This window comes from Vibrio neptunius (genome assembly GCA_019339365.1).
Taxonomy (GTDB): Bacteria; Pseudomonadota; Gammaproteobacteria; order Enterobacterales; family Vibrionaceae; genus Vibrio; species Vibrio neptunius.
The window spans coordinates 913,711-936,637 of record CP079860.1; the positions used below are offsets into that span (position 1 = coordinate 913,711).

Sequence of the window (22,927 nt, forward strand, 5' to 3'; positions counted from 1 at the left end):
ATCCGATTTCCGGTGATTCAGCTGAAATGATTTTGCTGAAGAAGTTCGCTGACAAGAGCTACCTATCGCAACTTGATTCTGACCGTATGGATCAAATTGAAGGGATCTACCGTAGTAGCCATGAGACGGACGTTGATGCTTGGGATCGCCGATACTCTGGTGCAGGCTACGATGAGCTGACAAATAAGCTTGCTGGCGCAACGGGTGTGGATGAGCAGCTTTCGGTTCTTCTCGATGATCGTAAAGGCCTATTGATTGGCGAAGTGCATGGCAGTGATGTTAATGGCCTGCGCTTTGTTAATGAGCAGATGGATGCACTGAAAAAGCAGGGTGTTACTGTAATTGGCCTTGAGCATTTACGCTCAGACCTCGCGCAGCCACTAATTGATCGCTACTTAGCGACAGGCGTAATGTCGAGTGAATTAAGTGCAATGCTGAAAACCAAGCATCTCGATGCTACTTTGTTTGAAAACGCACGTGCGAACGGTATGCGTATTGTGGCGCTGGATGCAAACAGCTCTGCACGTCCAAACGTTCAGGGAACTGAACATGGTCTAATGTACCGTGCTGGTGCAGCAAACAACATTGCGGTGGAAGTACTACAAAGCCTGCCTGATGACGAAAAGTTTGTTGCCATCTATGGCAAAGCGCACTTGCAGTCGCACAAAGGGATTGAAGGGTTCGTTCCAGGTATCACGCACCGCCTTGACCTTCCTGCGCTAAGAGTCAGCGACTCGAACCAGTTCAGGGTTGAACAAGACGATATGACTTTGCGTGTTGTCTACGATGATGTGGCCAACAAACCGAAGCTCACGTTTAAGGACAGCCTGAGTGGCGCAAATACAGCTATTCACAACCAAAATGTCAACGACTGGGAACGTGTTGCGGTGACTCCAACAGCGGACGGTGGTGAAACCCGTTTTGACGGTCAAATCATCGTCCAAATGGAGAACGACTCTGTTGTTGCAAATGCTGCCGCTAACCTCGCGGGTAAGCACCCTGAAAGCAGTGTAGTAGTGCAGCTGGATTCAGATGGCAATTATCGCGTGGTATATGGCGATCCTTCAAAACTGGATGGAAAGCTACGTTGGCAGTTAGTGGGTCATGGTCGTGATGATTCAGACAGTAACAACACACATTTGAGTGGTTACAGCGCCGAAGATCTGGCAGCGAAATTAGCCAATTTCCAGCAGTCGTTTAGCCAAGCGGAAAACATCAACAATACGCCTGATCATATTAGTATTGTTGGTTGTTCATTGGTGAGTGATGACAAGCAAAAAGGCTTTGGTCATCAGTTTATCAATGCGATGGATGTCAATGGTCTTCGCGTCGATGTGTCTGCGCGTAGTTCAGAATTGGCAGTTGATGCGACGGGTCGCAAGCATACTAAGGACGAAAATGGCGATTGGATTCAAAAAGCCGAAACCAATAAAGTGTCGCTAAGCTGGAATGAGCAAGGCGAAGTGATTGCCAAGGAAGAACGTATTCGCAATGGCATTGCCGAAGGCGATATCGACCTATCTCGTATTGGTGTCAGCGACGTCGGTGAGATTGCACGTGGTGCGATTGGTGACAACAATGATGTGTTTGATGCGCCAGAAAAACGCAAAGTGGAAACGGAAACCTCATCTTCCGCTGCAAACAATAAACTCAGCTACTCCGGCAACATTCAAGTCAACGTGGGTGATGGTGAGTTTACAGCTGTAAACTGGGGTACATCCAATGTGGGCATTAAAGTCGGCAGCGGTGGCTTTAAGTCGCTGGCCTTTGGTGACAATAACGTCATGGTTCACATTGGTAATGGTGAGAGCAAACACAGCGTCGATATGGGTGGCTATCAGGCACTAGAAGGTGCACAAATGTTCATCGGTAATCGCAATGTGAGCTTCAACTTAGGTCAGAGTAATGATCTGCTTGTGATGATGGACAAGTCTATTCCGACTCCACCATTGGTGAATCCGTTCGACGGTGCCGCTCGTATTTCGGGTGTGCTACAGAGCATTGCTACCTCGGGTGAGGACCAAGATTGGCTTGCTGCTCAAGAGCAGCAATGGACATTGTCGGGGGCGAAGAAGTTCGTCAAAGATATGTCTGGCTTGGATCAGAGTAGCAGCGTTGATTACACCAGTTTGGTTGAACTGGATTCGCACAATGAGCGCAGTAGTCGTGGCCTGAAACACGATACGGAAGCGGCGTTAAACAAGCAGTATAACCAATGGTTAAGTGGCAATAGCGACTCTAGTGCTGGCAAACTCAGCCGTGCAGATAAGCTTCGTCAAGCCAATGAAAAGCTGGCGTTTAACTTCGCCGTGGGTGGTCAGGGTGCGGATATCCAAGTGACGACAGGCAACTGGAACTTTATGTTTGGTGACAACATCCAGTCAATTTTGGATACCAACCTAGGTTCACTTTTTGGCCTCATGACACAGCAGTTCTCTGCGACGGGTCAGGCAAAAACGACCTTCACTTACACGCCAGAAGATTTGCCTCGTCAGCTTAAGAATAAGCTGCTAGGGCAGATGGCTGGAATCGGTGCTGAGACCACGCTGGCAGATATTTTTGGTGTGGATTACACCACATCAGGCCAAATTGTGTCGCGCAATGGTGAAGCCGTCGATGGTGTGGCGATCCTCACAGAGATGTTGGAGGTTATTGGTGAGTTCAGTGGTGATCAACTGCAAGCCTTTGTCGACCCTGCTAAGTTGTTGGATAGCTTGAAGTCGGGTATCGACATGGGGGCAGATGGTATTCAGTCTTTTGCTGAAACTCATGGACTGAAAGACAAAGCACCAGAAGAGGAAGAAAATAAGTCTGCGGTTTCTGTCAATGGTACGAGTGTGAACAGTGCGCAAGGAGCGACTGCTTCTGATGGCAATACCGAAACAGCAGAAACGCAAGATCGTGCTTTTGGCTTTAACTCGCTTAACCTGCCTAATTTGTTCGCGACTATCTTCAGTCAAGACAAGCAGAAAGAGATGAAATCGCTGGTGGAAAATCTTAAAGAGAATCTCACCGCCGATCTGCTGAACATGAAGGAGAAAACGTTTGATTTCCTTCGTAACAGTGGCCATCTCCAAGGTGATGGCGATATTAACCTCTCCCTAGGAAACTACAACTTCAATTGGGGTGGTGATGGTAAAGATCTTGGTGCGTATCTAGGAGACAATAACAACTTCTGGGGCGGACGAGGCGATGACGTATTCTATGCCACAGGTACGTCAAACATCTTCACTGGTGGCGAAGGCAGCGATATGGGCGTTCTGATGGGACGTGAAAACATGATGTTTGGTGGTGATGGTAACGACACGGCAGTTGTTGCTGGACGCATTAACCATGTTTTCCTTGGCGCCGGTGATGACCAGTCGTTTGTCTTTGGTGAGGGCGGTGAAATTGACACTGGCTTAGGCCGCGACTACGTGGTGACGTCTGGCAACTTCAACCGTGTGGATACGGGAGACGGTCAAGACTACTCGGTGACGATTGGTAACAACAACCAAGTAGAACTAGGCGCGGGCAATGACTTTGCTAATGTCTTCGGTAACTATAACCGTATCAATGCAAGCGCGGGTAACGATGTGGTGAAGCTAATGGGCTACCATGCCGTGCTGAATGGTGGTGAGGGCGAGGATCACCTCATCGCTGCTGCCATCTCTAAGTTCAGTCAGTTCAATGGTGAAGAAGGCCGTGACCTGATGGTGTTGGGTGGTTATCAAAACACCTTCAAAGGTGGCACGGATGTGGACAGCTTTGTGGTGAGCGGTGATGTCATCGACAACCTTGTTGAAGATATTAGCAGCGAAGATAACATTGTCTTCAATGGCATCGATTGGCAGAAACTGTGGTTCGAACGTAGCGGGTACGATCTGAAATTGTCCATTCTGCGTGACCCAGTCAGCGAGACTGACCAAGCGAAGTTTGAGCATATTGGTTCGGTGACGTTCAATGATTACTTCGACGGTAAGCGTGCGCAGATGATTATCGCAATGGGCGAGAAAGACGCAAACGGTGAACGTGAGTACACAACGTTATCTGAAAGTTCGATTGATGCTTTAGTACAAGCAATGAGTGGCTTTGACCCTCAGGCAGGTGACAATGGATTCATCGATAACCTAGACAGCAAATCTCGCGTGGCGATTAGCACGGCGTGGGCGGACGTTGTCCATAAAAAAGGTATAACGGTGTAATAATCACCTTCCATTAACATCAAAGCCGCCTCAATATAGGCGGCTTTTTTTGGCATCACGCAAGCAGATGGTAAACACCACTCATTCATGCCTCTCCAAGTTTGATATGGAGTTTTATCGCCAATATTGATAGAAGCGTGACAGGCTAGCCCTCAAAAAAACGTTATCCAGCAATTACGTAGAGTCGTTAAAAGGCCGTATCCCCTTCAATATCTCTCTTCATCAGGAGCGAACAGTATCCATGAGTCCAGAATGATAAACAGGAATACTGAATGCTGGTTATAGGGAAGTTAACTTAGTTGTTGACACTCTTCGTACACAAGGTTTACCCGTTGTTGTTAAAGTAGGCCCCAATGTAGCCAAATGTAAATAAATTGACAGGGTTTGGACGATAAAACCACCGTCAATTTGTCCCTTTATTATGAAGTTCAACCAACAACGTACCCCCATGCGCAATCATGAGTGGGAAGTGAAGCTGTTCCAACGCCGTGCGGTCGTTGCGTTTATTGCGATGATCACCTTATTGGGGGTGCTGGTGGCAAATCTTTACCATCTTGAGGTCAAAGATTTTAGCTACTACCAAACTCGGGCCAATGATAACCGAATTCAGGTTCTGCCTATTTCGCCTGCTCGGGGCCTGATTTACGACCGTAATGGTCATCTGATTGCCAAAAACATTCCGGTTTATGTGCTGGATGTGTTTCCCGATAAAGCGGTCAACCTCGAACAATCGATTGTTAATCTGCAAAAATATGTCGACTTATCACCGGAGCAGTTACACAAGCTAAAGCATCTCTATCGCGGACGCTTTAAGGCGGTGACGATAAAAGGGCAGTTATCTGAACGAGAAGTGGCGCGTTTTTCTGCTCATCAACATCAATTTCCGGGCTTTATGATCAACGCTGAGATGAAGCGTTTCTATCCTTACGGTGAGTCACTCACACACGTTGTAGGTTATGTTTCTCACATCAATGATCGCGATATTGAACGTCTCAAGCGTCGAGACGAGCTATCTAACTATCGGGCGACAAAGAACATTGGCAAGCTGGGTATCGAGCGCTACTACGAAAAAATGCTCCATGGCAAGCAAGGTTACGAAGAAGTCGAAGTTAACAGCCGCGGGCGAGTGATTCGCACCATCAAATATGTTCCTCCTGTCGCGGGGAAAGACATTGTGCTGAATATCGATGCTGATTTACAGAACTATGTCTATGAGTTACTAGGAGACAGGCAGGGCAGTGCGGTTGTACTCGACCCGAAAGACAACAGTATATTGGCGATGGCGTCCAGCCCAAGCTATGACCCTAACCCGTTTGTCGATGGAATTTCAGGCCCTGCCTATCGTCAATTGCTTGAGGATGTCCATCACCCATTGGTTAACCGTGCCACTCTTGGTGTTTATCCGCCCGCTTCTACAGCGAAGCCCTTCATGGCTATTGCTGGGCTGAGCGAACACGTCATTAGCCCAACGACGATTCGCAACGATCATGGTCGTTGGCAGATTCCAGGTTCCAGTCGCCATTCTAAAGCTTGGCGTGACTGGCGTCGCTGGGGGCATGGTGATGTCGACGTCACTTTAGCAATAGAAGAGTCGGTGGATTCATTCTTCTATCAGATGGCTTACGATTTGGGGATTGATCGCATCTCAGACTGGATGGGGCTGTTTGGGTTTGGTCAACTGACAGGCATCGATATTCTTGAAGAAACCGCAGCCAATATGCCAACCCGAGAATGGAAACAGCGACGTCATCATCAGCCTTGGTACAAAGGCGATACAGTGCCTATCGGTATTGGTCAGGGTTACTGGACGGCGACACCATTGCAGATAGCAAAAGCCACATCGGTATTGGTCAATCATGGTAACGTGACCCCCCTCACTTGCTCAAAGCAGTGATTGAGCATGGCCAGAGTTTTGAGTCCGCAACTGCGGTGGATCAGCCAGTGTTCAACGACATGAAGCGAGTCGATGACAAATCATGGGACATTGCTCTCAATGCGATGCGATTAGTCAATGAGGGATCAAGAGGATCAGGCCGCAGAGCGTTCAGAGGGACTGAGTATTGCAGTGGTGGGAAATCTGGTACAGCGCAAGTGTTTGGTCTCAAGAAAGACGAAGTTTATAACTCCAAAGCGCTGAGACACAACCTCCTCGATCACGCATTGTTTACCGGTTTTGCGCCTTGCCAGCACCCTGAATATGTCACCACTGTGGTCATCGAACATGGTAACGGTGGGTCAAAAGTTGGGGCGCCTTTTGTCAGGCATGTTTTTGACCATTTACTCACTGAAAAGGATAAACAGACCTCCAATAAGCAGACCTAAATCCGTATCCCTGCGTCGCTATCTCGCTTTACGATGAATTTTTGATGATCGGTAGCGGAATATCATATATTCATCTAGATTCATATGATTGAAAGCTATGAGTAGAGTAGGGATACAAACATGAAGCGACTTTTGTCTCAATGGTCTGTGACCAATCGTTTGGTAGCTATATTCGTTGTATTTGTCGTCACTATCGTTTTGATTGCGACCGATATTATTGTGACTTTAGAAAAGAATAAGCAGGACGGAACGGTCATTAATGTCGCAGGTCGACAGCGAATGTTGACCAAGAAGTTTGCCAGTGAGGTCATGCTCTCCATCTATGAGGGGCATAAGTCTTCTCATCCTCAGCTCAATTACGACAATACCATTAAACTCTACGAAACTTCACTCAGGGCGTTAAAAGGAGGAGGCCAGACTTTCTCTGATTTAACCATGAAAAATCCGATTAATCTGGTTGAAAGTACCGCGCAAGATTTCAAAAACAGGCTCAGTAATGTAGAGCAGCTATGGAATACGCAAAAAGCCATGGCTTTCTCTTTGCTGCAACAAACGGGCAAGCCGACCGAAGAGCAAGTTGATCAGTTTATGCTAGCCAACCACAAAACACTGGGGGCGATGCACCAAGCGGTGCTGAGTTATAACCGCTATGCAGACAGCAATGCTCAAGGCTTAAAGCAAGATATCTTAGTCATAGCAGGTGTCGGTATACTCGCAGTTATTGTACTCTCGTACTTTATCGGCCACAGTTTAACCCAGCCCATTCATCAATTGGTGGCAGTGAGCCGAGACACCAGAAAAGGTGACCTAGAAGATAAAGATCATATCGATGCGCTGATCAACAAGAGTGAACTTGGCCTGTTGGCGAAGAATATTCAGTCGATGAGGCATGCATTGTCTTCGGTGGTCAAAGGCCTCAAAACCAGTGCGGACAATATCTCCAGTTTATCGGGCCGGGTAGAGTTGCTATCGCAAGAGGTCAATCAAAGCTACGATGACGAAAAACGCAAATACGAAGAGATTGCTCAAATTTCTGATGGTTTGGTCGATTCCTTCAGCCGTGTTTCAGGGATGGTGGGTCAAACGTTAGAATCAGCTGCGCAAAGTCAAACCAGTGCAAAGCGTGGTTTAGATTCCGTTCACGCCAATATGAAAGCCGTCGAGCTAGCTTCTGCTGAATCGCATAAAGTGTCTGAAAATATACAGGAACTCAGTTCTGTTGCTGAGCAAGTTTATAGCATTATTGATGTTATCCAGACCATTGCCGAACAGACCAACTTACTGGCGCTCAATGCGGCGATTGAAGCGGCACGGGCAGGTGAACAAGGCAGAGGCTTTGCCGTAGTGGCTGACGAAGTGAGAATGCTGGCGAGTAAAACCAATGACTCAACGGGAGAAATTAGTAGCTTGCTCAATGACTTGACCGACCGAGTGAAAGTCTCTGTTGATTCTGTGGCTCAGTTACAGAAAGAAGTGGAAAACAGTAAGCAATGCAGCAGTGAAACGGCGGATAACATCGATAAAATTTCTAGCTCGATTACTTTAACCGTCGAACAACAGAATGACATTGCCGTACTGATTGATGAGCAGTCTCGCAGCATCAACGAACTCAAACAAGCACAAGACTACCTATCTAATCTTCTTCAGAATACCAACAAGAAGATCATCGACAGCTCTCATATTGCGGTTGATATGAGTGACATGGCGAAGGGGATCTCGTCCACCTTAAATGACTTCTCAACGTCCGCTCGTAATTAACCATTTAGACCAATCGCGAGCAACTCTGAATCTACTTAGGGTTGCTCGTTTGTCGTGTGGTCAAGGTTTCATCAAATCACCGCTTAGCGCCTATGCTTTGCCTCACCGCATCAATTTGAACTCATCATATCATTGCTGAGCACCACAGCTATTGTTATGCCATCGCCTGAACCAACTTGCCGCACGGTGTTCAAACTCATCCCACTTAGAGTACAAAATCAAAACAGGTACTTAGCCTACTCTTATCGGGTTCTTGGCATAATAGGCGCCAATTTACGGTTGCCAACGTTTTTTGGTTATTGGGCCTTGGAAGCAGCCATGGTGACTTTGTTGTTTGATTTGGATGATAGCAATTACAACCATTTGCCCAACGACAGGGGAATGGCAATCTAACCTTTCTTCGGACGTGCTCTCTCTCAAACAAGGGGGAGACAATGCCAGAGCTGAGACAAGATGATAATGACACCGCTTATTTTTGGGTATTACAGACGTCTTGAATCCTCCCAATCTTATATTTTAATCTGTTGGTGACGTGTTGACGTCATGTATTTATTTAGCCCTTCTTTGAAACAGTGAGGTGGGTATAGTCATCGGGTCGTCGTGTGCAAAGTTTATTACTCAATGTGGGGTAAGCTGTATTTTTATATTTAAATGTCTGCCTACAAAGTGTGATAGAACGGATTTTTACAGCAAATATATAATACTCGTCTTGATGCATTAGTTAACATGATATAACATACTGTTTTTCATTGAATAATTGGTTGGTAAAATGACAAAGTTTACAGAATATAAAGTGGTTCACGTTGTAGAAGGTGGCTGTGGTACGGTACTACTAGGTGCAAGCGGATTGCCTGTGCAAAAAATGGAAGCCGATCTAAATAAATATGTACAAGACGGTTGGCAGGTTGTATTTCAGGTCATTGAACAGAAGCGCTTTATGTTGTTTTGGAAGCGTGAGGCTGTGATTATTACTCTTGGCCGCTAAGCTTGCTTAAGTATATTTCTTTGACATTGATCCATCGCTATCAAGCGAGCGGTGGATCAAAGAAGTTGTTAAATATTGAATGTAATTTTGAGCCGACATGCTCTGAATACACAAAACAATGCATTGCAAAGTATGGGGCGATAAAAGGTTGGAAACTTGGTTTAGAAAGGATTAAACGATGCAACCAACCTGACCTCATTGAAAAAATACGTGATGAGGTGCCGTAATGCGCTTATTTGAGCCAATTGAACAGTTAGAAAAAAATGAAGAACTGCTAAGAAAGCAGGTAAATGCATTACCTGAAAACCAAAAAAAGAATTCTTTGAGCGACAATCTAAGAAGCTTAAAGACCCAGACACTTATGCGACGTTGAACTGGTTTTTTCTAGGTGGTTTCCACCACTGCTACTTAGGTAAATATGCCTTGTTTGCACTTGAATTGATCTTGCTAACGGTCAGTATCATAGGTCTTTTTCTCGGCCACACAAGCGCGCTTTTTATCCTCGCATTACTCATCATCTATGAGCTTCCTCAACTCTTTTTCTCGCAGAAGATCGCGAGACAACACAATTATAAACTCTCCTGTGAAATCTTTAATGATGTACGAAGAGATTAGCGGGCAATTACCCAAAGCATGCCTCATCTAGGACTCTGATCTCAGAGATGTCAACGTGTAAGCGGCGTTAGCAGCCAGACTTTGACGTTCTATATTGTGTAAGGATAAGGTTTGTGTGTCTAGTGCACAAAAGCTGGCAAAAAATTGCCAGCTTAGACGTTGATAGCCTGCTATAACAGGCTAAAAGGATGCGCGCTACTTCTTATTTGTGTCTTTTTGGGCGTCTTTCCAATATTGAATTCGGACACGATGAAGTTGCGCTCTTCTCATTTTCTTCATGATATTCCCTCACTTTTTATTGGCTTGCTCGTCTCTGAGCCTATGTGAATCAAGTTCCTCATGAACAAGATTTAATGTAGCGACCAAATTAGAACATCGCTAGGTTTTAGATCACATTTTCTTGTATGTACGTCATACCTTATTTATTAAAAGTGAACGTAAGCTCACTTTAATGGGATTGCAATGCAATTAAAATAAAATTGCAATACCGTCTTTATCTAATAGAAACAATACTTTAACGCGAATGTCATTTTAACTCTCTATCATCTGCTCGCTATTAATAAAAAACATACTCGAGCAAGGAGTCAGCAATGTGGAATCGCGATGAGCAAGATTCTCAATTCAGCCAAATGATCGAGGCGAGATTGTCTCGTCGTCGTTTTCTGGCTGGTACCGCAGCAGTGGGTGCAGGTGCATTTCTGTCGCTTAACCCAATTACCAAGGCATTTGCCGCAGGCAAGAAAAGCGCACTACTGAATTTTGACGCGGTTCCTGCCTCTACATCAGATGCGATTATTGTGCCAAAAGGCTATAAAGCTACACCTTTATTATCATGGGGCGATCCGATCTTTGCCGATGCGCCGGAGTTTGATCCGAGTGGTAAGCAAGACTCAAAAAGCCCAACAGCGCCAGTTTGGTGATAATACGGATGGCATGAGCCTATTCCCAATCACGAAAGACCGTGCTGTCATTGCGGTCAACAATGAATACACCAACTACGAGTACCTGTTTGACCATGGCGGTAAAGCGATGACCGCTGATGATGTGATGAAATCGCAGGCTGCTCACGGTGTGACTGTGTTTGAAATCGTCAAGTCTGGTGGTGAGTGGAAGCTGGACAAAAATGGCAAACGTAACCGCAGAATTACGGCGGCGACCGAAATGAAGCTCACAGGTCCAGCGGCTGGTCACGATTTAATGAAAACCAAGCTAGATCCAACGGGTATGAAACCTTTAGGTACATTCAACAACTGTGCGAATGGCCAAACGCCATGGGGTACCTACCTAACATGTGAAGAGAACTTCAATGGCTACTTTGGTACCAGCGGTAGCGCAGAGGTCTCTGACGATCACGCACGTTATGGCGTTGCGCCCAAGCCTAGCAAATACCAGTGGCATGATACCGATGAACGCTTCGATGTGGCTAAACATCCTAATGAGCCACACCGCTTTGGTTGGGTGGTTGAGATCGACCCGAATGACCCGACCTCAACACCGCTTAAACGTACCGCGTTAGGCCGCTTCAAACATGAGAATGCTGCGCTGCTGATCAATGAAGACGGCCATGTCGTGGTTTACTTGGGTGATGATGAGCGAGGTGAGCACCTGTACAAGTTTGTTTCTAAGAACAAATATCAGCCAGGCAACAACACGGCAAATCGCGATCTACTGGAACAAGGGACATTGTATGTCGCCAAATTCGAGATGGATGACGCCGAACTGAAAGGTAAGGGCCAGTGGTTGGAGCTGACACATGGTAAAAATGGGTTAACCAAAGAAAATGGCTTCCATGATCAAGCGGAAGTGGTGACCTTTGCACGCCGAGCGGCAACTCAGGTTGGCGCAACCACAATGGACCGTCCAGAATGGGTTGCTGTCCATCCTGACAACCAGCATGTTTTCTGTACCTTGACCAACAACAAAAACCGTGGCGTCAAGGAAGGCCAGCCAGTGGGTGGACCTAACCCACGTAAAGAAAACCATTATGGTCAGATTGTTCGCTGGATACCACAAGGTGGCGATCATACCAGCGAAGGGTTTGAATGGGATTTGTACCTGATTGCGGGCAACCCTAGCGTGCATAAAGGCAACCTTTATGCAGGTAGCGACAACATTCATGCAGGCAACATGTTCAATAGCCCTGATGGTATTGGGTTTGATAAAGCAGGACGTCTGTGGATTCAAACCGATGGGAACTACTCAAACAAAGGCGATTTTGCCGGTCAGGGCAACAACCAGATGTTGTGTGGTGACCCAATGACAGGTGAGGTTCGTCGTTTCTTAACGGGCCCAGTTGCATGCGAAATCACAGGCCTGACGTTCTCAGAGGATTACAAGACCATGTTTGTCGGTGTTCAGCATCCAGGTGAGAAAGGCGCGCCTTCACATTTCCCGGCTGGTGGAAACAGCAAGCCGCGCTCGACAATCATGGCAATCACTCGCGAAGATGGCGGTGTGATTGGCGCATAGATAAACCTATTCCACTCAGGAATATTGCACTACTCAAGGGGCTATTTGCCCCTTTTTTGCACTTGCAACCGACGTGTAAGAATAAATACGCGTAAATAGGCATAAAAACTGTGATCTTGTGGCCGCTAACCACTTAATGTTGTTGTTCGGTTTGTACGGTATAACTATAGTGGAATCGTACCCATATAATTGAAAGGTGTAGAGCCCCGAGTAATCTCACAGAGCTGATACGAAAAATTGTCCGTAAACGATATGCATGTCTTAGTGATGTAATTACTGACAATCAATCGAAAGCGTCGAAGAATAAAGTATTTACAAAGGCCTTTTAGCTCATCGCTCCGGCGACGCCACATCTTAAGTTATCGGTACGTATGTTGATAACCAAGGAGGAGGTTTGTCTATGATTGTTCTCGGTTTTGTTACTCTGGGTATCCTTGTTTTCTTTGCTTGTTGGGTCTGCCAACATGGTCTGCCTTTGTTTGGTATGCATTTGGATGAAACGGATCAGCTTCTTCTTGCAGAGGCCGCTGGAAAAGACGTATTAGAAGCATAACTGCCACCCATTGATAGATATCGCATAAAAAAGGAGCCGTAGGCTCTTTTTTTGATGTCAGAAATGGACAATAGAGTTAGTCTGAGCGGCCACGTCCCGCTATCTTCCATTTATCGACAATCTCTCCTTGTTTCACTACGTACAAATGGTCGAAGTTATTCAGTGTTGTATCGCAGTGGCTCGGAGTTAACACGAGCGTTTCACCGATGTTAAGCGGATTGCCGTCACTAAGATGAACAATACCATGTTCATCTCCACCACATTGATAGGTGAGATCGGGACGAGAATCGACAATTGGCATTCCGAGATCAATGGAAAGTGATTTCATACCCGCATCGATGACAGCGCGTTGCGGTGTTGGTTGACTGATCACAGTGCTTAACACTTTGAGTGCCGAGTTGAACTGTCGATTGAGATGGGTATCTTGTTCATCCCCAATATTGCAATAAGCGTTATCCATAAACAGGTAAGAGCCCGCTTGGATTTCAGTGTACGCTAGCCCTTGATAAGCTTGATAGGTGCCAGTGCCCCCGCCACTGATGATTGCGGGGACAAGATCACGAGGTTTTAATTGGCTGTCGATAAAATCAAACAGCTCAGTGACAGCAGTACGTGCTTGTTGTTGGCGCTGTTCAAAGCCTTTCATCAGCTGTAAGTGGCCGCTGTACGCTTGAATACCCGCATAATGGACACCTTGTGTCTGGACGACTTTCTCTATCATTGCGAGTAACTGCGGTCCTACTGCCACTCCGCATCGTTGTTGGCCACTCTCTACTTCAATCAGAAGATTGACGCTGATACCAGCCTGTTGCGCAAGTTCTGCGATCGATTCTATATGCTGTGGGTGGTCAATTACTTGATAGAGGATCGCTTGGGGGTATTGGATATGAAGATCAATCAGGCGTTGATACTTAGTCTGACCTGCAATAGGCGTTGTGATAAGGATGTCGCTGATACCACCTTGAAGCATGACCTCTGCCTCACCCAGTTTTGAGGTACAGATGCCTTGTGCCCCATATTCAATTTGTTTGTGGGCCAGTTGTGGGATTTTATGTGCCTTTGTATGGGGGCGTAGGGTTAAGCCTAGCCGATTTATTCTGCGTTGCATCTCCGCTAAGTTGTGTTCGACAGTGTCGAGGTCGATAAACAAAGCAGGTGTATCGATGTGTTCTAGTTTCATTGTTTCACACTTGTTGTTTTGTTGAACGGCTGCAGGGTAACACCTAGGCAATTAGATTGATTAAAAAAATTGTTAAATATGGCGAGGTTAGGGCGATTAGCAAAATGAAAATGAGAGACCAACATTTGTTGTGTTTTGCATTTCATATTGAGAATCAGATTGTGCTCTGATTTTGCGAGTTTCTATCATAATGAATTTTATGCACTTTTATGCTTATCTTCATTTCCTATTTTTTGGCACGTGGTTTGCGTTATCCAAAGACCAGGCTTGATTCAAACTGCGTTCTAATTTGACAAGCGTAATCAAAGAAAATAGGAGAAGGTTATGGCTCACTCAACTCACACACATCGTTCTAGAAGCGCTGTAACCCATGCAGATTCTTATACTTTGACTACCGACGTCAATCTGTCTCGTGCCCAAAGAACAGCAGCAATTCACCTCGGCTCACAGCCACTGTTGCCGATTTTTCCTGAAGGGGTAAGAGATAGGATCAGTCAAATACTCAGTATGCGAGTGGAAGAAGTGGTGTCTGAATATGCGGAAGAGGACCAATCGCTTTCAGCCATGGCTCTCTCTCCGTTATTGATGGATTCTGGGCGGCTTCTGATCTCAAGTGGATACCGTCGTCAGACTCAGTTCGATCCAAACAGTGTGATCGCAGGTAAGGATACGCTCGGCTCTCTCAGTATTGATAAGTCAGGCTACTGGGACTATTCAGTCTACAACATTAAGACGCAATTTCTACTGCAGGGTGAACGTAAGCTTGAGCGCTTCTCCTTATACTCTGATGCGGGCGACCCTATCACTATTACACTCACTTTGATTGGCGTCGAGGGTGGTGCTGTGATTGATGAATTAGCTACAGAAATCACAGTCGGTTAGTCTGAGTGAAAGTGACCCGCAATCTCTTTCATTATGGTTGTGAAGCGTTGCGGTAATTGACGATGTCTTTTCGTCAGAAAGTACAAGGTTTCTAACACTTCATGATTCGCATGATAGATGGCAATGTTGTCCCTGTCTGGAAATGAATCGAGAGCACTCTTTGGCAAGACGGTAAAGCCCAGACCTTTGGCGACAGGCAGTAATATCTGGCTCAACTGATTGACGTACCCTGTGACTGGCAGCTCATCAATGTTGATCTTCTCTAGCAAAGGTTCCCCGCATTGGGCAAAGTAAAGCGAGAGATAGTGGAAAGCATCAGGATGCTTAATCAAACCCATCGTTTTCAAATCCTCTGGGGTGGCATTTTTTATTGAGCGGCTGGCAGGTAGCATCAGGCAAAGAGGTTCAATACCTAGTGTTTCTGATTCAAAACGAGAGTCGGAAGGAATGTGAGTGACAATCCCTATATCACACTCGCCAGATAGTACATCAGCCAAAATCTTATAGTGTGGGGCGGCTTCGAGTTTCGCAATCAGTGTTGGGTGTTTACATTGTAAATTAAGCAGAGGCGGGTAGAGCAGCAATGCCAAAGCGCCCGAACAGGAAAGCGACACACTACCAGAATAAGGGTCTTCAATATTCAGTGAATTAATCAGCTCAGCCTGCTGGTGTTCGATTTGTCGAGCATAGTGATAGACAGATTGCCCAGCTTCTGTGATTTCAAAAGTCTTGTGATGTCGGGCGATGAGCGTATGGCCGCATGCTCGCTCAAGCTTTTTAATATGCTGACTCACCCCTGGCTGTGTCATAAACAGCCTTTCAGCGGTTTTAGTGAAGTGACCAGTGTCGATGAGTGTTTGAAAGGTTTTCAGCCACAGCGGATTTAGCATCGTCATCTTTTAATAACAAAAAATTATTACTAGTAGTCTAAGTGATAACGTGAAATTTGGGTAGTGTGAGTAAAGTGGCGAGGTCTATTCCCTCGCCATTCAGGGGCTAAGCAGCATTGAGTTGAGTGGCGAGATCCCTACCGTTTCCACGAAACTTATCTATGGTTGGTGCAAAGGTGGCGGATACATGAAGTAAACGAGAGTCTGGATGCTCGGCCAGATAGCGAGCTTTGGCGTCATCGCTGTCTAGTTGATCCCAATCGCGGTGTATCGAGCGGGCAAAGTGCAGTGTGGTTGCCATTTTGGGAGAGAGCTCTGCGTTCCTAGGGTCGTGATAATTGGCAATCGCGTCTACCATTGGGTCTGGGAACTTCCAAGTCTTCGCCAATTTAGCACCCAGTGTCGGGGCACCAATATCCAAAATTTCTTCTTGCACTGAAATCGGGTCTTCGCCTGCTTCCGCACGTTGATGTATTTTGACCGCTGCATCTGGAACCAAGGTATGAATCATCAACTCGCCTATATTATGAAGAATGCCAGTAGTGAACACTTCATTGGCATCCATCCCCGTTTCGTCAGCAATCTTGCTCGCAATAACGGAAACCTCGAAGGTGTCTTCCCAATACTGATCCATATCCAGTGTTTTGATTTTAGGGAAGGCACCAGAAAGTACCGATGCGACCACCAGAGTTCTAACTGGCCCTGTACCGACACGAAGCAAGGCTTCGTTAACTGAAGAGACGGTTTTGTTGCCGCCAAAATGGGCAGAATTCGCCATACGGAGCAATCGAGCACTCAATACCTGATCGGTAGCGATTTTTCTTGATAGCTCGCCAAAATCAACCTCGTCCTGATTGACCATATCAAGCAGTTCTTGGAGTACTTTCTGGATTCTAGGTAACTCGTTAAGACGAGAAATTAGCGCCGCCTGACTCATTGGCACTCTCCTTTTTTGTTGATGAGTTTAGATACTATAGAACAGTAAATTAGTTTCATACAAAGTTGGAAACCGAGAAGTTTGGAAAATATTTTAATAATAAAAAATTATTAAAATGAGAATAATTGATAATTTTTATTTATCTTTTTTTTGCCTAATATGGTTTTCAACAAAGCGGAAACGTCCGTGATCCAAAGAGCAAAAAAGAGGTCTATATGTCTACTCCCTATCCACGTAATTTTTCTCATATCGGCATTTCAGTGCCAGATCTAGAAGCCGCGGTTAAATTCTATACTGAAGTACTAGGTTGGTACCTGATTATGGAACCCACAGAAATTGTCGAAGACGATTCCGCCATTGGTGAAATGTGCACTGACGTGTTTGGTGCAGGGTGGGAACGTTTCCGTATTGCGCATCTTTCAACAGGGGATCGTATCGGGGTTGAACTGTTTGAATTCAAGAATCAGGAAAATCCAGAGAACAATTTTGAATACTGGAAAACAGGGATTTTTCACTTTTGTGTTCAGGACCCTAATGTCGAAGAGCTGGCAGAGAAAATCGTTGCCGCAGGCGGTAAGAAGCGTATGAAAGCACCTCGTTACTATTACCCTGGTGAGAAGCCTTACCGTATGATCTACATGGAAGACCCGTTCGGCAACATTCTAGAAATCTACTCTCACAGTTACGAACTGCATTACTCAGCAGGCGCTTATCAGTAAGTGAATGAGTGACATGAGCTGAACCCGCAATAGACGATGGGTTCACTTTCATGGTTTATTGATCAAGGGACGATTTCATCGTTGATGTGAGGTCGTCCTGATTTACCTTTTTAGGCGAGAAATCAAGAACAGCGATTAGTTTCGCTCTCTCAGTACCACCTCCTACCACACATGATGCATCTCCCCCTGTATAACCTCTCGCAAAACTAGGCGCTCGGGACGTCATGAGGTCACACGTCTGCGAACGCGTTGTCAGACAGCAAGCATCAACCAGTTGCGGGTCGCAATAGGTACGTATCTTCAAACATTTTGTTTTTCGTTTAAAGTCCACCTTGCTTTGTTAGCAACACGATTAACCCCTTGGTTAATCACACAGATGGCTTGTTACTTGGTGGCGCTTTTCCGTATCGTACTCAAAATGCGTCTTCCTAGGTCACTGACGGTTATGTCATTTGCTTGCTGATAAAAAATAGCGGTTACCATCTTCCTCTGACTGAGTGATTTATTGTAAGAAGTTATTATTATAAATAATCAATAACCTTTACATTTTATTTCCAAGATTTAGGATCGGAATCATATTTTTAGGTGTTTTTAATGATTATATGTTTAATTTTAAAACAAACAATAGTTGGGTTGCCATTATTATTTAATGGAATAATAATGGTAAGATGTCTTATTTAAGTGTATGATTTTAAATGTGATTTTCATTTATTATAAGGCATTTATGATCACGGTAAGTTTTTTTTACTATTAAACCATGCTACGTTATTACCTCATAGTCTAAAGTAACCCATAAACAATGGCTCGACTATCGATCTATTCTTATAGAAATCGATGAATGTTGTTTATGAACGTTTGCATTTATTAGGGTCTTTATACTTTAGCTTATTAATAGCGCAATTTGCTATTTGCTAAATACAAGCATTAACCCAACATAGAAGTATCGATTAGATAAGGAATAAGCAATGGAAATTGGTGGTTACGATGAATATCGTTATGAGCAATTAAAGTCTGTCGGAGTCGGGAATCTAGCCAAGAGACTCAAATACCTGAAAATCAACGAAGCTGCAGAGAAAGAGTGTATGGATGCTCTTTTGCAAATGGCGATGAATATAACCCAGGCTTCATACAGACAGCATTGCCGTAACAACAGTCCCACTGAGTGGATCAATATGTTGAGAGGCTTTGTCAACCAGTTTAAAGTTGCGCAAAGTATGCGTCATACTTGGTCTCTACCTCAGAGTATCCGCTCGAAAGTCAACCAACATGAAGCGCAGGCTTTGGTGAGACAAATGGAGATGGTGACAGCACTTTCCTTTTATACGTTTAACTCCAGTTCTCTCAATACAGGAATGACGGGTTACACCACGAAAGGTAAAAGGCTCGATGACAGTGCGGTTAATGTCTGGAACTCGTACAAAGAGTGGAGACAAAACTCAACATCACATGTGGACGTGCCCGTTTATCGTCAAATTACCGTACCAAATCCTCAAAATTCTGCTTGGTGGAAGTATGCCAATGATATTGTCAATGGTAGGAATCCGAAAGGGCCTGCGGGCACTATTAAAAGCAGTCGTTACTTATCATGCAGTTTTCATAAAGGCTTTATCGAGGGCGCTTGTTTCCCTGTTTACAAAAACACCGAGGGTATTCTGAATTTTATTATTCGTCGTGCTCAAGGCGTCAATATCAGTGCCTTTAGTGGCTACAATAGTACCAACCTCGCGAGTCGATTAGATAATACCGCCGTCAGGACGTTTAACATCACCGATACTTCGGTCAAAACGGTTTCCGATTATGAGAAGAAGTACGTTAATGAAGTGATCGAACAAAGCAAAACCCTCATTTTTGAATACCGCCGTATCAATAAAATGAAGCAAGGGTATGAAAATTTGGCAAAGCTAATGGGGCTCAAAAGCAATGAATCTGCGATTGCGGTTCAAGCAGAGTTTTTATTGCCTCCATCTGCGCAGCTGTCCGTTGATAGGATAGTGAAAAAACCAGCCTACCCAGGTGCGGCCAATGTTCCAGTGTTGGAAGTGCATTGTACGTATGTAAGAAGCACAGAAAAATCCAATGGTTTACCTCAAGTACTGGCACCAAGTGATCAGTCGATGTTCTTGGGACCAATCAATCTTTACCCTGCTCACCAAGTTCACTAGAGTGTGGCGAGCGTCTTAAGCAGATTAAGGGCGTTTTTCGTCTCTTAGTGGTACTGTTGGTCCTCGCCCGAGCTGGGCGGGGATCTAATGTCTAAGGTGTGACAGTAGTATCGTATGACTTGTCACACCACCTCTCAACCTTTCCTCACTGTATTATCAGTCGTGGCATCAGCACTATAGACTCCTTAATCTTATTACCTTGCAAGATGAATAACATCAAACCTGCCATCGCCATTTAACAGTGAGATACGAATAGGTAACAGAGGATCTAACTAGCCAGAGTTGGCGCTTTTTTTAATTAACAAGTGCATTCGCTTTTTAATTGCTGTTATCATCATGGGCAAATAGTCGGGGAGCCTCAGGGCTGAGATCGCATTGCGAGACCCGTAGAACCTGATTCAGTTAGCACTGACGTAGGGAACTATTCGCATCAATGCTTGAGTATGCTCATTTTGGTGCACTCGCTTTTTATGATTCGATCTTCCCTTTATTGATCACGTCATGTCTGGCTGAGAGTTCCTATACGTTTTGTAATAGGAGCAACTATGCTACATTCACAAGACACACCACCCATTGTATTGACCATCGCGGGATCAGACAGCGGTGGTGGCGCCGGTATTCAGGCGGACATCAAAGCCATATCTGCAACGGGCAGTTATGCCTGCTCGGTTGTCACTGCCATCACTTCCCAAAATACGCTTGGCGTAAGTGCCATTCACCCGATTCCTTTGCCGCATATTGAAAGTCAGCTTGACGCCGTGTTTACCGATCTCAATGTGGTTGCGGTTAAAGTCGGGATGTTAGCTGACGCGCGGATCATTAAGATCGTTGCGGACAAAATCAGACAATATCAACCTGAACATCTGGTGGTTGATCCTGTGATGGTCGCTACTAGCGGTGATCTGCTGCTAGAACCATCGGCGATTAACACATTAAAACAGCAACTGATCCCGATGGCTGATCTGATCACCCCAAACCTTCCTGAAGGGGCGGCTTTGATTGATGGTGTTGTGCCGGAAAATGAAGATCAGATGGGCAATATGATCGAAGCATTGCGCGCGCTCGGTGCCAAAGCGGTATTGCTGAAAGGGGGCATCTCGAAAAAGATGATAACAGCAATGATTTGCTGATCTTAGCGCAAACGAGTGAGCTTCTGAGTGCCAAACGATTCCCGACGAAAAACACCCATGGAACAGGCTGTACCTTATCTTCGGCGATTGCGTCTTATCTTGCGCAGGGCAATAGGCTGCACAAAGCCGTGTATCTAGGTAAACAATACATCTCCCAGGCCATTGCTCATGCCGATGAGCTCAAGGTTGGCAAAGGGCATGGGCCAGTCCATCACTTTTTCTGTGGCCACATCAATGTTCGCTGAGCCGTTTTGCACTAAGTCTTCCGAGGTGGGCTTCAAGTGCTACGACGTTTACGCCCAGTTGATGTATTCACAAAAGATCATCGACACTCTGCCTAAAACCGCAGACTATATACCGGAGTTTAACTAATGAAATATCAGGATCTTATCCAAGCGTGTCAGTCGGACTGGCAGGAATACACACAGCATGATTTTGTGCAGCAGCTCGCACAAGGTACTTTAGATCAGCACAGTTTTCTTCACTATCTGAAGCAGGATTTTCTGTTTCTCAAACAGTATGCGCGTGCTTACGCGTTAGCCATCTATAAAGCGCGCACGCTGGAGGATATGCGTCGTGCCTTGCTTAGTGTGCATACTCTACTCGATTCCGAAATTGCTCATCATGTGACGTATTGTGAACAATGGGGACTGACGGAATCTGATTTAGAAAACGAATCTGAAGATTTTGGAACCGTTGCTTACACACGCTATGTGCTTGACGCTGGCATGACAGGTGACTTAGTGGACCTGTATGCTGCGCTGGCGCCGTGTTCGATTGGTTATGCGGTGATTGGCAAAGCGTTGATTGAAAGTGATGGCACCGTACGGGAAGGAAACCCTTACGCAAGTTGGATTGAACTTTATGGCGGTGAGGAATTCCAAAGCGGTGTCGCACAAGGTGCAGAGCATTTTAACCAACTCTTAAAAGAGATTGAACTTCACAGCCAGCGGGGACAAAACCTGATTGAAGTGTTCAGAACTGCGACTCGAATGGAAGTAGCGTTCTGGCAACAGGGACTGGATGTTAAAGTATAAACAAAGCTTCCTCTTACCTAGAAGACCGTGATGGCGAAAACAATGGGCAATGATATTGAAGGTGGTTGGGTACGTTTTGGGCTGCCTTTTGTCATGGCTCTTCGATTTAAGATGGCGGTCAAAAGAGTCTTGTTTATTTGTTTTGGAAATGTGTGAAATTAGGTTATTTTCGGGGTGAATGGCTGTTTGTGAAGCTGGCTCGATCTTTCATCAAATTGACATTGAGTTGATAAATTTTCCACCTTGTGTCGACTAATATTCTGCATCTTACAGATTCAGTGCGGGACAACACGGTGAAGAATTTTCTGATCGAGAAGCAGTATGGTATTGGTCTTTTGGTTGCATTTCTTGTGATTATTGCGCCAATGAGTTTACTGGTCAGCCATATTGATTTGCTGAGTAGCGTGTCTGATACAACGGGCTTGGCCTTTACTCTCCTGACGGATTCAGCAGGTTCGAAAGGTTTTCTTTTGACCTTGTTCGTTTTGGTGGCGATTAGTTGGAAAGTGTTACCGAACCGAATTGAATGGTTGAGCAAGATGGCTCAGCTCGGGCTCATTCTTTTGATAGGGTTTGTCAGCAAGACCGGCCTCAAACAAATGACGGAGAGTCCACGTCCATACACTGAACTGCTGACCCAGCAACTTCTGATCCCACAACCCTCTCACTTCTATAACCTGAATACGGTTCAACAACAGCATGTCATTGACGATATTTCGCATCGTGTTAGTGTTTGGCGCACCCGCCACTGGCAAGGCGAAAAAGACTACTCCTTTCCTTCAGGCCACACTATTTTTGCGGCTATATGTCTTGCCTTTTTTGGCAATCTGTTTATTCAGAATCGACATTACGCTTTAGCGATGGTTTTGGGGGATGGGCGCTGGGCTTGGCATACAGTCGCCTTTGGCTCGGAATGCATCGACCGATTGATTTGGTCGGGTCGGTATTATTTGTTCTGATGCTGTATATGTTGGCACCGCAATTTGATCGCATTACAGAAAAGCTTTTCAATCGCTGGACCCAAATAACAACCTGATTCTCGTTTTACCTAACTGCCCTTAGCCCTGTGAGTAATGTCCTTACTTGCGGGGCTTTTTTATATTC

12 protein-coding genes, 5 pseudogenes and 1 riboswitch are annotated in these 22,927 nt (G+C 45.4%); of the genes and pseudogenes, 14 read left to right on the forward strand and 3 right to left on the reverse strand.

From position 1 onward, the window contains the following. Positions 1–818: 818 nt before the first annotated feature. The 8 genes and pseudogenes from KW548_20755 to KW548_20790 all read left to right on the forward strand — a co-directional run bounded on the left by KW548_20755 (position 819) and on the right by KW548_20790 (position 12,886). Positions 819–4,184 (forward strand): annotated as a pseudogene (locus tag KW548_20755) (RTX toxin). A 448-nt stretch (positions 4,185–4,632) separates the two neighbouring features. Beyond that, positions 4,633–6,506, forward strand: a pseudogene (gene mrdA / locus KW548_20760) (penicillin-binding protein 2). A 120-nt stretch (positions 6,507–6,626) separates the two neighbouring features. Beyond that, positions 6,627–8,264, forward strand: coding sequence for a methyl-accepting chemotaxis protein (locus KW548_20765; GenBank protein QXX08106.1), 1,638 nt, complete (start codon positions 6,627–6,629; stop codon positions 8,262–8,264). Between the two features lie 156 nt (positions 8,265–8,420). Further along, positions 8,421–8,657 (forward strand): DUF1911 domain-containing protein, encoded by a 237-nt coding sequence (locus KW548_20770; GenBank protein QXX08107.1) that lies wholly within the window; start codon positions 8,421–8,423, stop codon positions 8,655–8,657. A gap of 376 nt (positions 8,658–9,033) precedes the next feature. Continuing rightward, the gene (locus tag KW548_20775; protein ID QXX08108.1) at positions 9,034–9,249 is read left to right on the forward strand and encodes a DUF4177 domain-containing protein; all 216 of its coding nucleotides are present in this window, start codon (positions 9,034–9,036) and stop codon (positions 9,247–9,249) included. Between the two features lie 2 nt (positions 9,250–9,251). Further along, positions 9,252–9,476, forward strand: coding sequence for a membrane protein insertion efficiency factor YidD (gene yidD / locus KW548_20780; GenBank protein QXX08109.1), 225 nt, complete (start codon positions 9,252–9,254; stop codon positions 9,474–9,476). A 978-nt stretch (positions 9,477–10,454) separates the two neighbouring features. Further along, positions 10,455–12,333, forward strand: a pseudogene (locus tag KW548_20785) (PhoX family phosphatase). Between the two features lie 394 nt (positions 12,334–12,727). Next, positions 12,728–12,886 (forward strand): hypothetical protein, encoded by a 159-nt coding sequence (locus KW548_20790; GenBank protein QXX09526.1) that lies wholly within the window; start codon positions 12,728–12,730, stop codon positions 12,884–12,886. A 76-nt stretch (positions 12,887–12,962) separates the two neighbouring features. On the opposite strand, the gene KW548_20795 is transcribed toward KW548_20790, so the two are convergent. Beyond that, on the reverse strand, positions 12,963–14,066 hold the full coding sequence (locus tag KW548_20795; GenBank protein QXX08110.1) for a DSD1 family PLP-dependent enzyme: 1,104 nt from the start codon (positions 14,064–14,066) through the stop codon (positions 12,963–12,965). A gap of 507 nt (positions 14,067–14,573) precedes the next feature. Between KW548_20795 and KW548_20800 the strand changes: the two genes are divergently transcribed. Next, positions 14,574–14,948 carry a VCBS domain-containing protein gene (locus KW548_20800; protein QXX09491.1) on the forward strand — a complete coding sequence of 125 codons (375 nt, stop codon included), beginning with the start codon at positions 14,574–14,576 and terminating at the stop codon, positions 14,946–14,948. Here KW548_20800 and KW548_20805 read toward each other — a convergent pair. Then, positions 14,945–15,838, reverse strand: a complete 894-nt coding sequence (locus KW548_20805; GenBank protein ID QXX08111.1) for a LysR family transcriptional regulator — start codon at positions 15,836–15,838, stop codon at positions 14,945–14,947. The two genes, KW548_20800 and KW548_20805, sit on opposite strands and share 4 nt — an antisense overlap. A 106-nt stretch (positions 15,839–15,944) precedes the next feature. After that, positions 15,945–16,775 (reverse strand): HDOD domain-containing protein, encoded by an 831-nt coding sequence (locus tag KW548_20810; GenBank protein QXX08112.1) that lies wholly within the window; start codon positions 16,773–16,775, stop codon positions 15,945–15,947. A gap of 215 nt (positions 16,776–16,990) precedes the next feature. On the opposite strand from KW548_20810, the gene KW548_20815 reads away from it, so the two are divergent. The 5 genes and pseudogenes from KW548_20815 (at position 16,991) to KW548_20835 (ending at position 22,859) form a co-directional block, all read left to right on the forward strand. Next, positions 16,991–17,494, forward strand: a complete 504-nt coding sequence (locus tag KW548_20815) for a lactoylglutathione lyase family protein (protein QXX08113.1) — start codon at positions 16,991–16,993, stop codon at positions 17,492–17,494. A 965-nt stretch (positions 17,495–18,459) separates the two neighbouring features. Continuing rightward, entirely contained in the window at positions 18,460–19,656 is a 1,197-nt protein-coding gene (locus KW548_20820; GenBank protein QXX08114.1) for a hypothetical protein, read from the forward strand. Between the two features lie 339 nt (positions 19,657–19,995). Then, a riboswitch (TPP riboswitch) is annotated at positions 19,996–20,093 on the forward strand. Positions 20,094–20,201: 108 nt separating this feature from the next. Continuing rightward, positions 20,202–21,031, forward strand: a pseudogene (thiD, locus tag KW548_20825) (bifunctional hydroxymethylpyrimidine kinase/phosphomethylpyrimidine kinase). A 126-nt stretch (positions 21,032–21,157) separates the two neighbouring features. Then, positions 21,158–21,823, forward strand: a complete 666-nt coding sequence (gene tenA, locus KW548_20830) for a thiaminase II (protein ID QXX08115.1) — start codon at positions 21,158–21,160, stop codon at positions 21,821–21,823. 293 nt (positions 21,824–22,116) lie between these two features. Then, positions 22,117–22,859, forward strand: a pseudogene (locus KW548_20835) (phosphatase PAP2 family protein). The last annotated feature ends 68 nt before the right edge of the window (positions 22,860–22,927 follow it).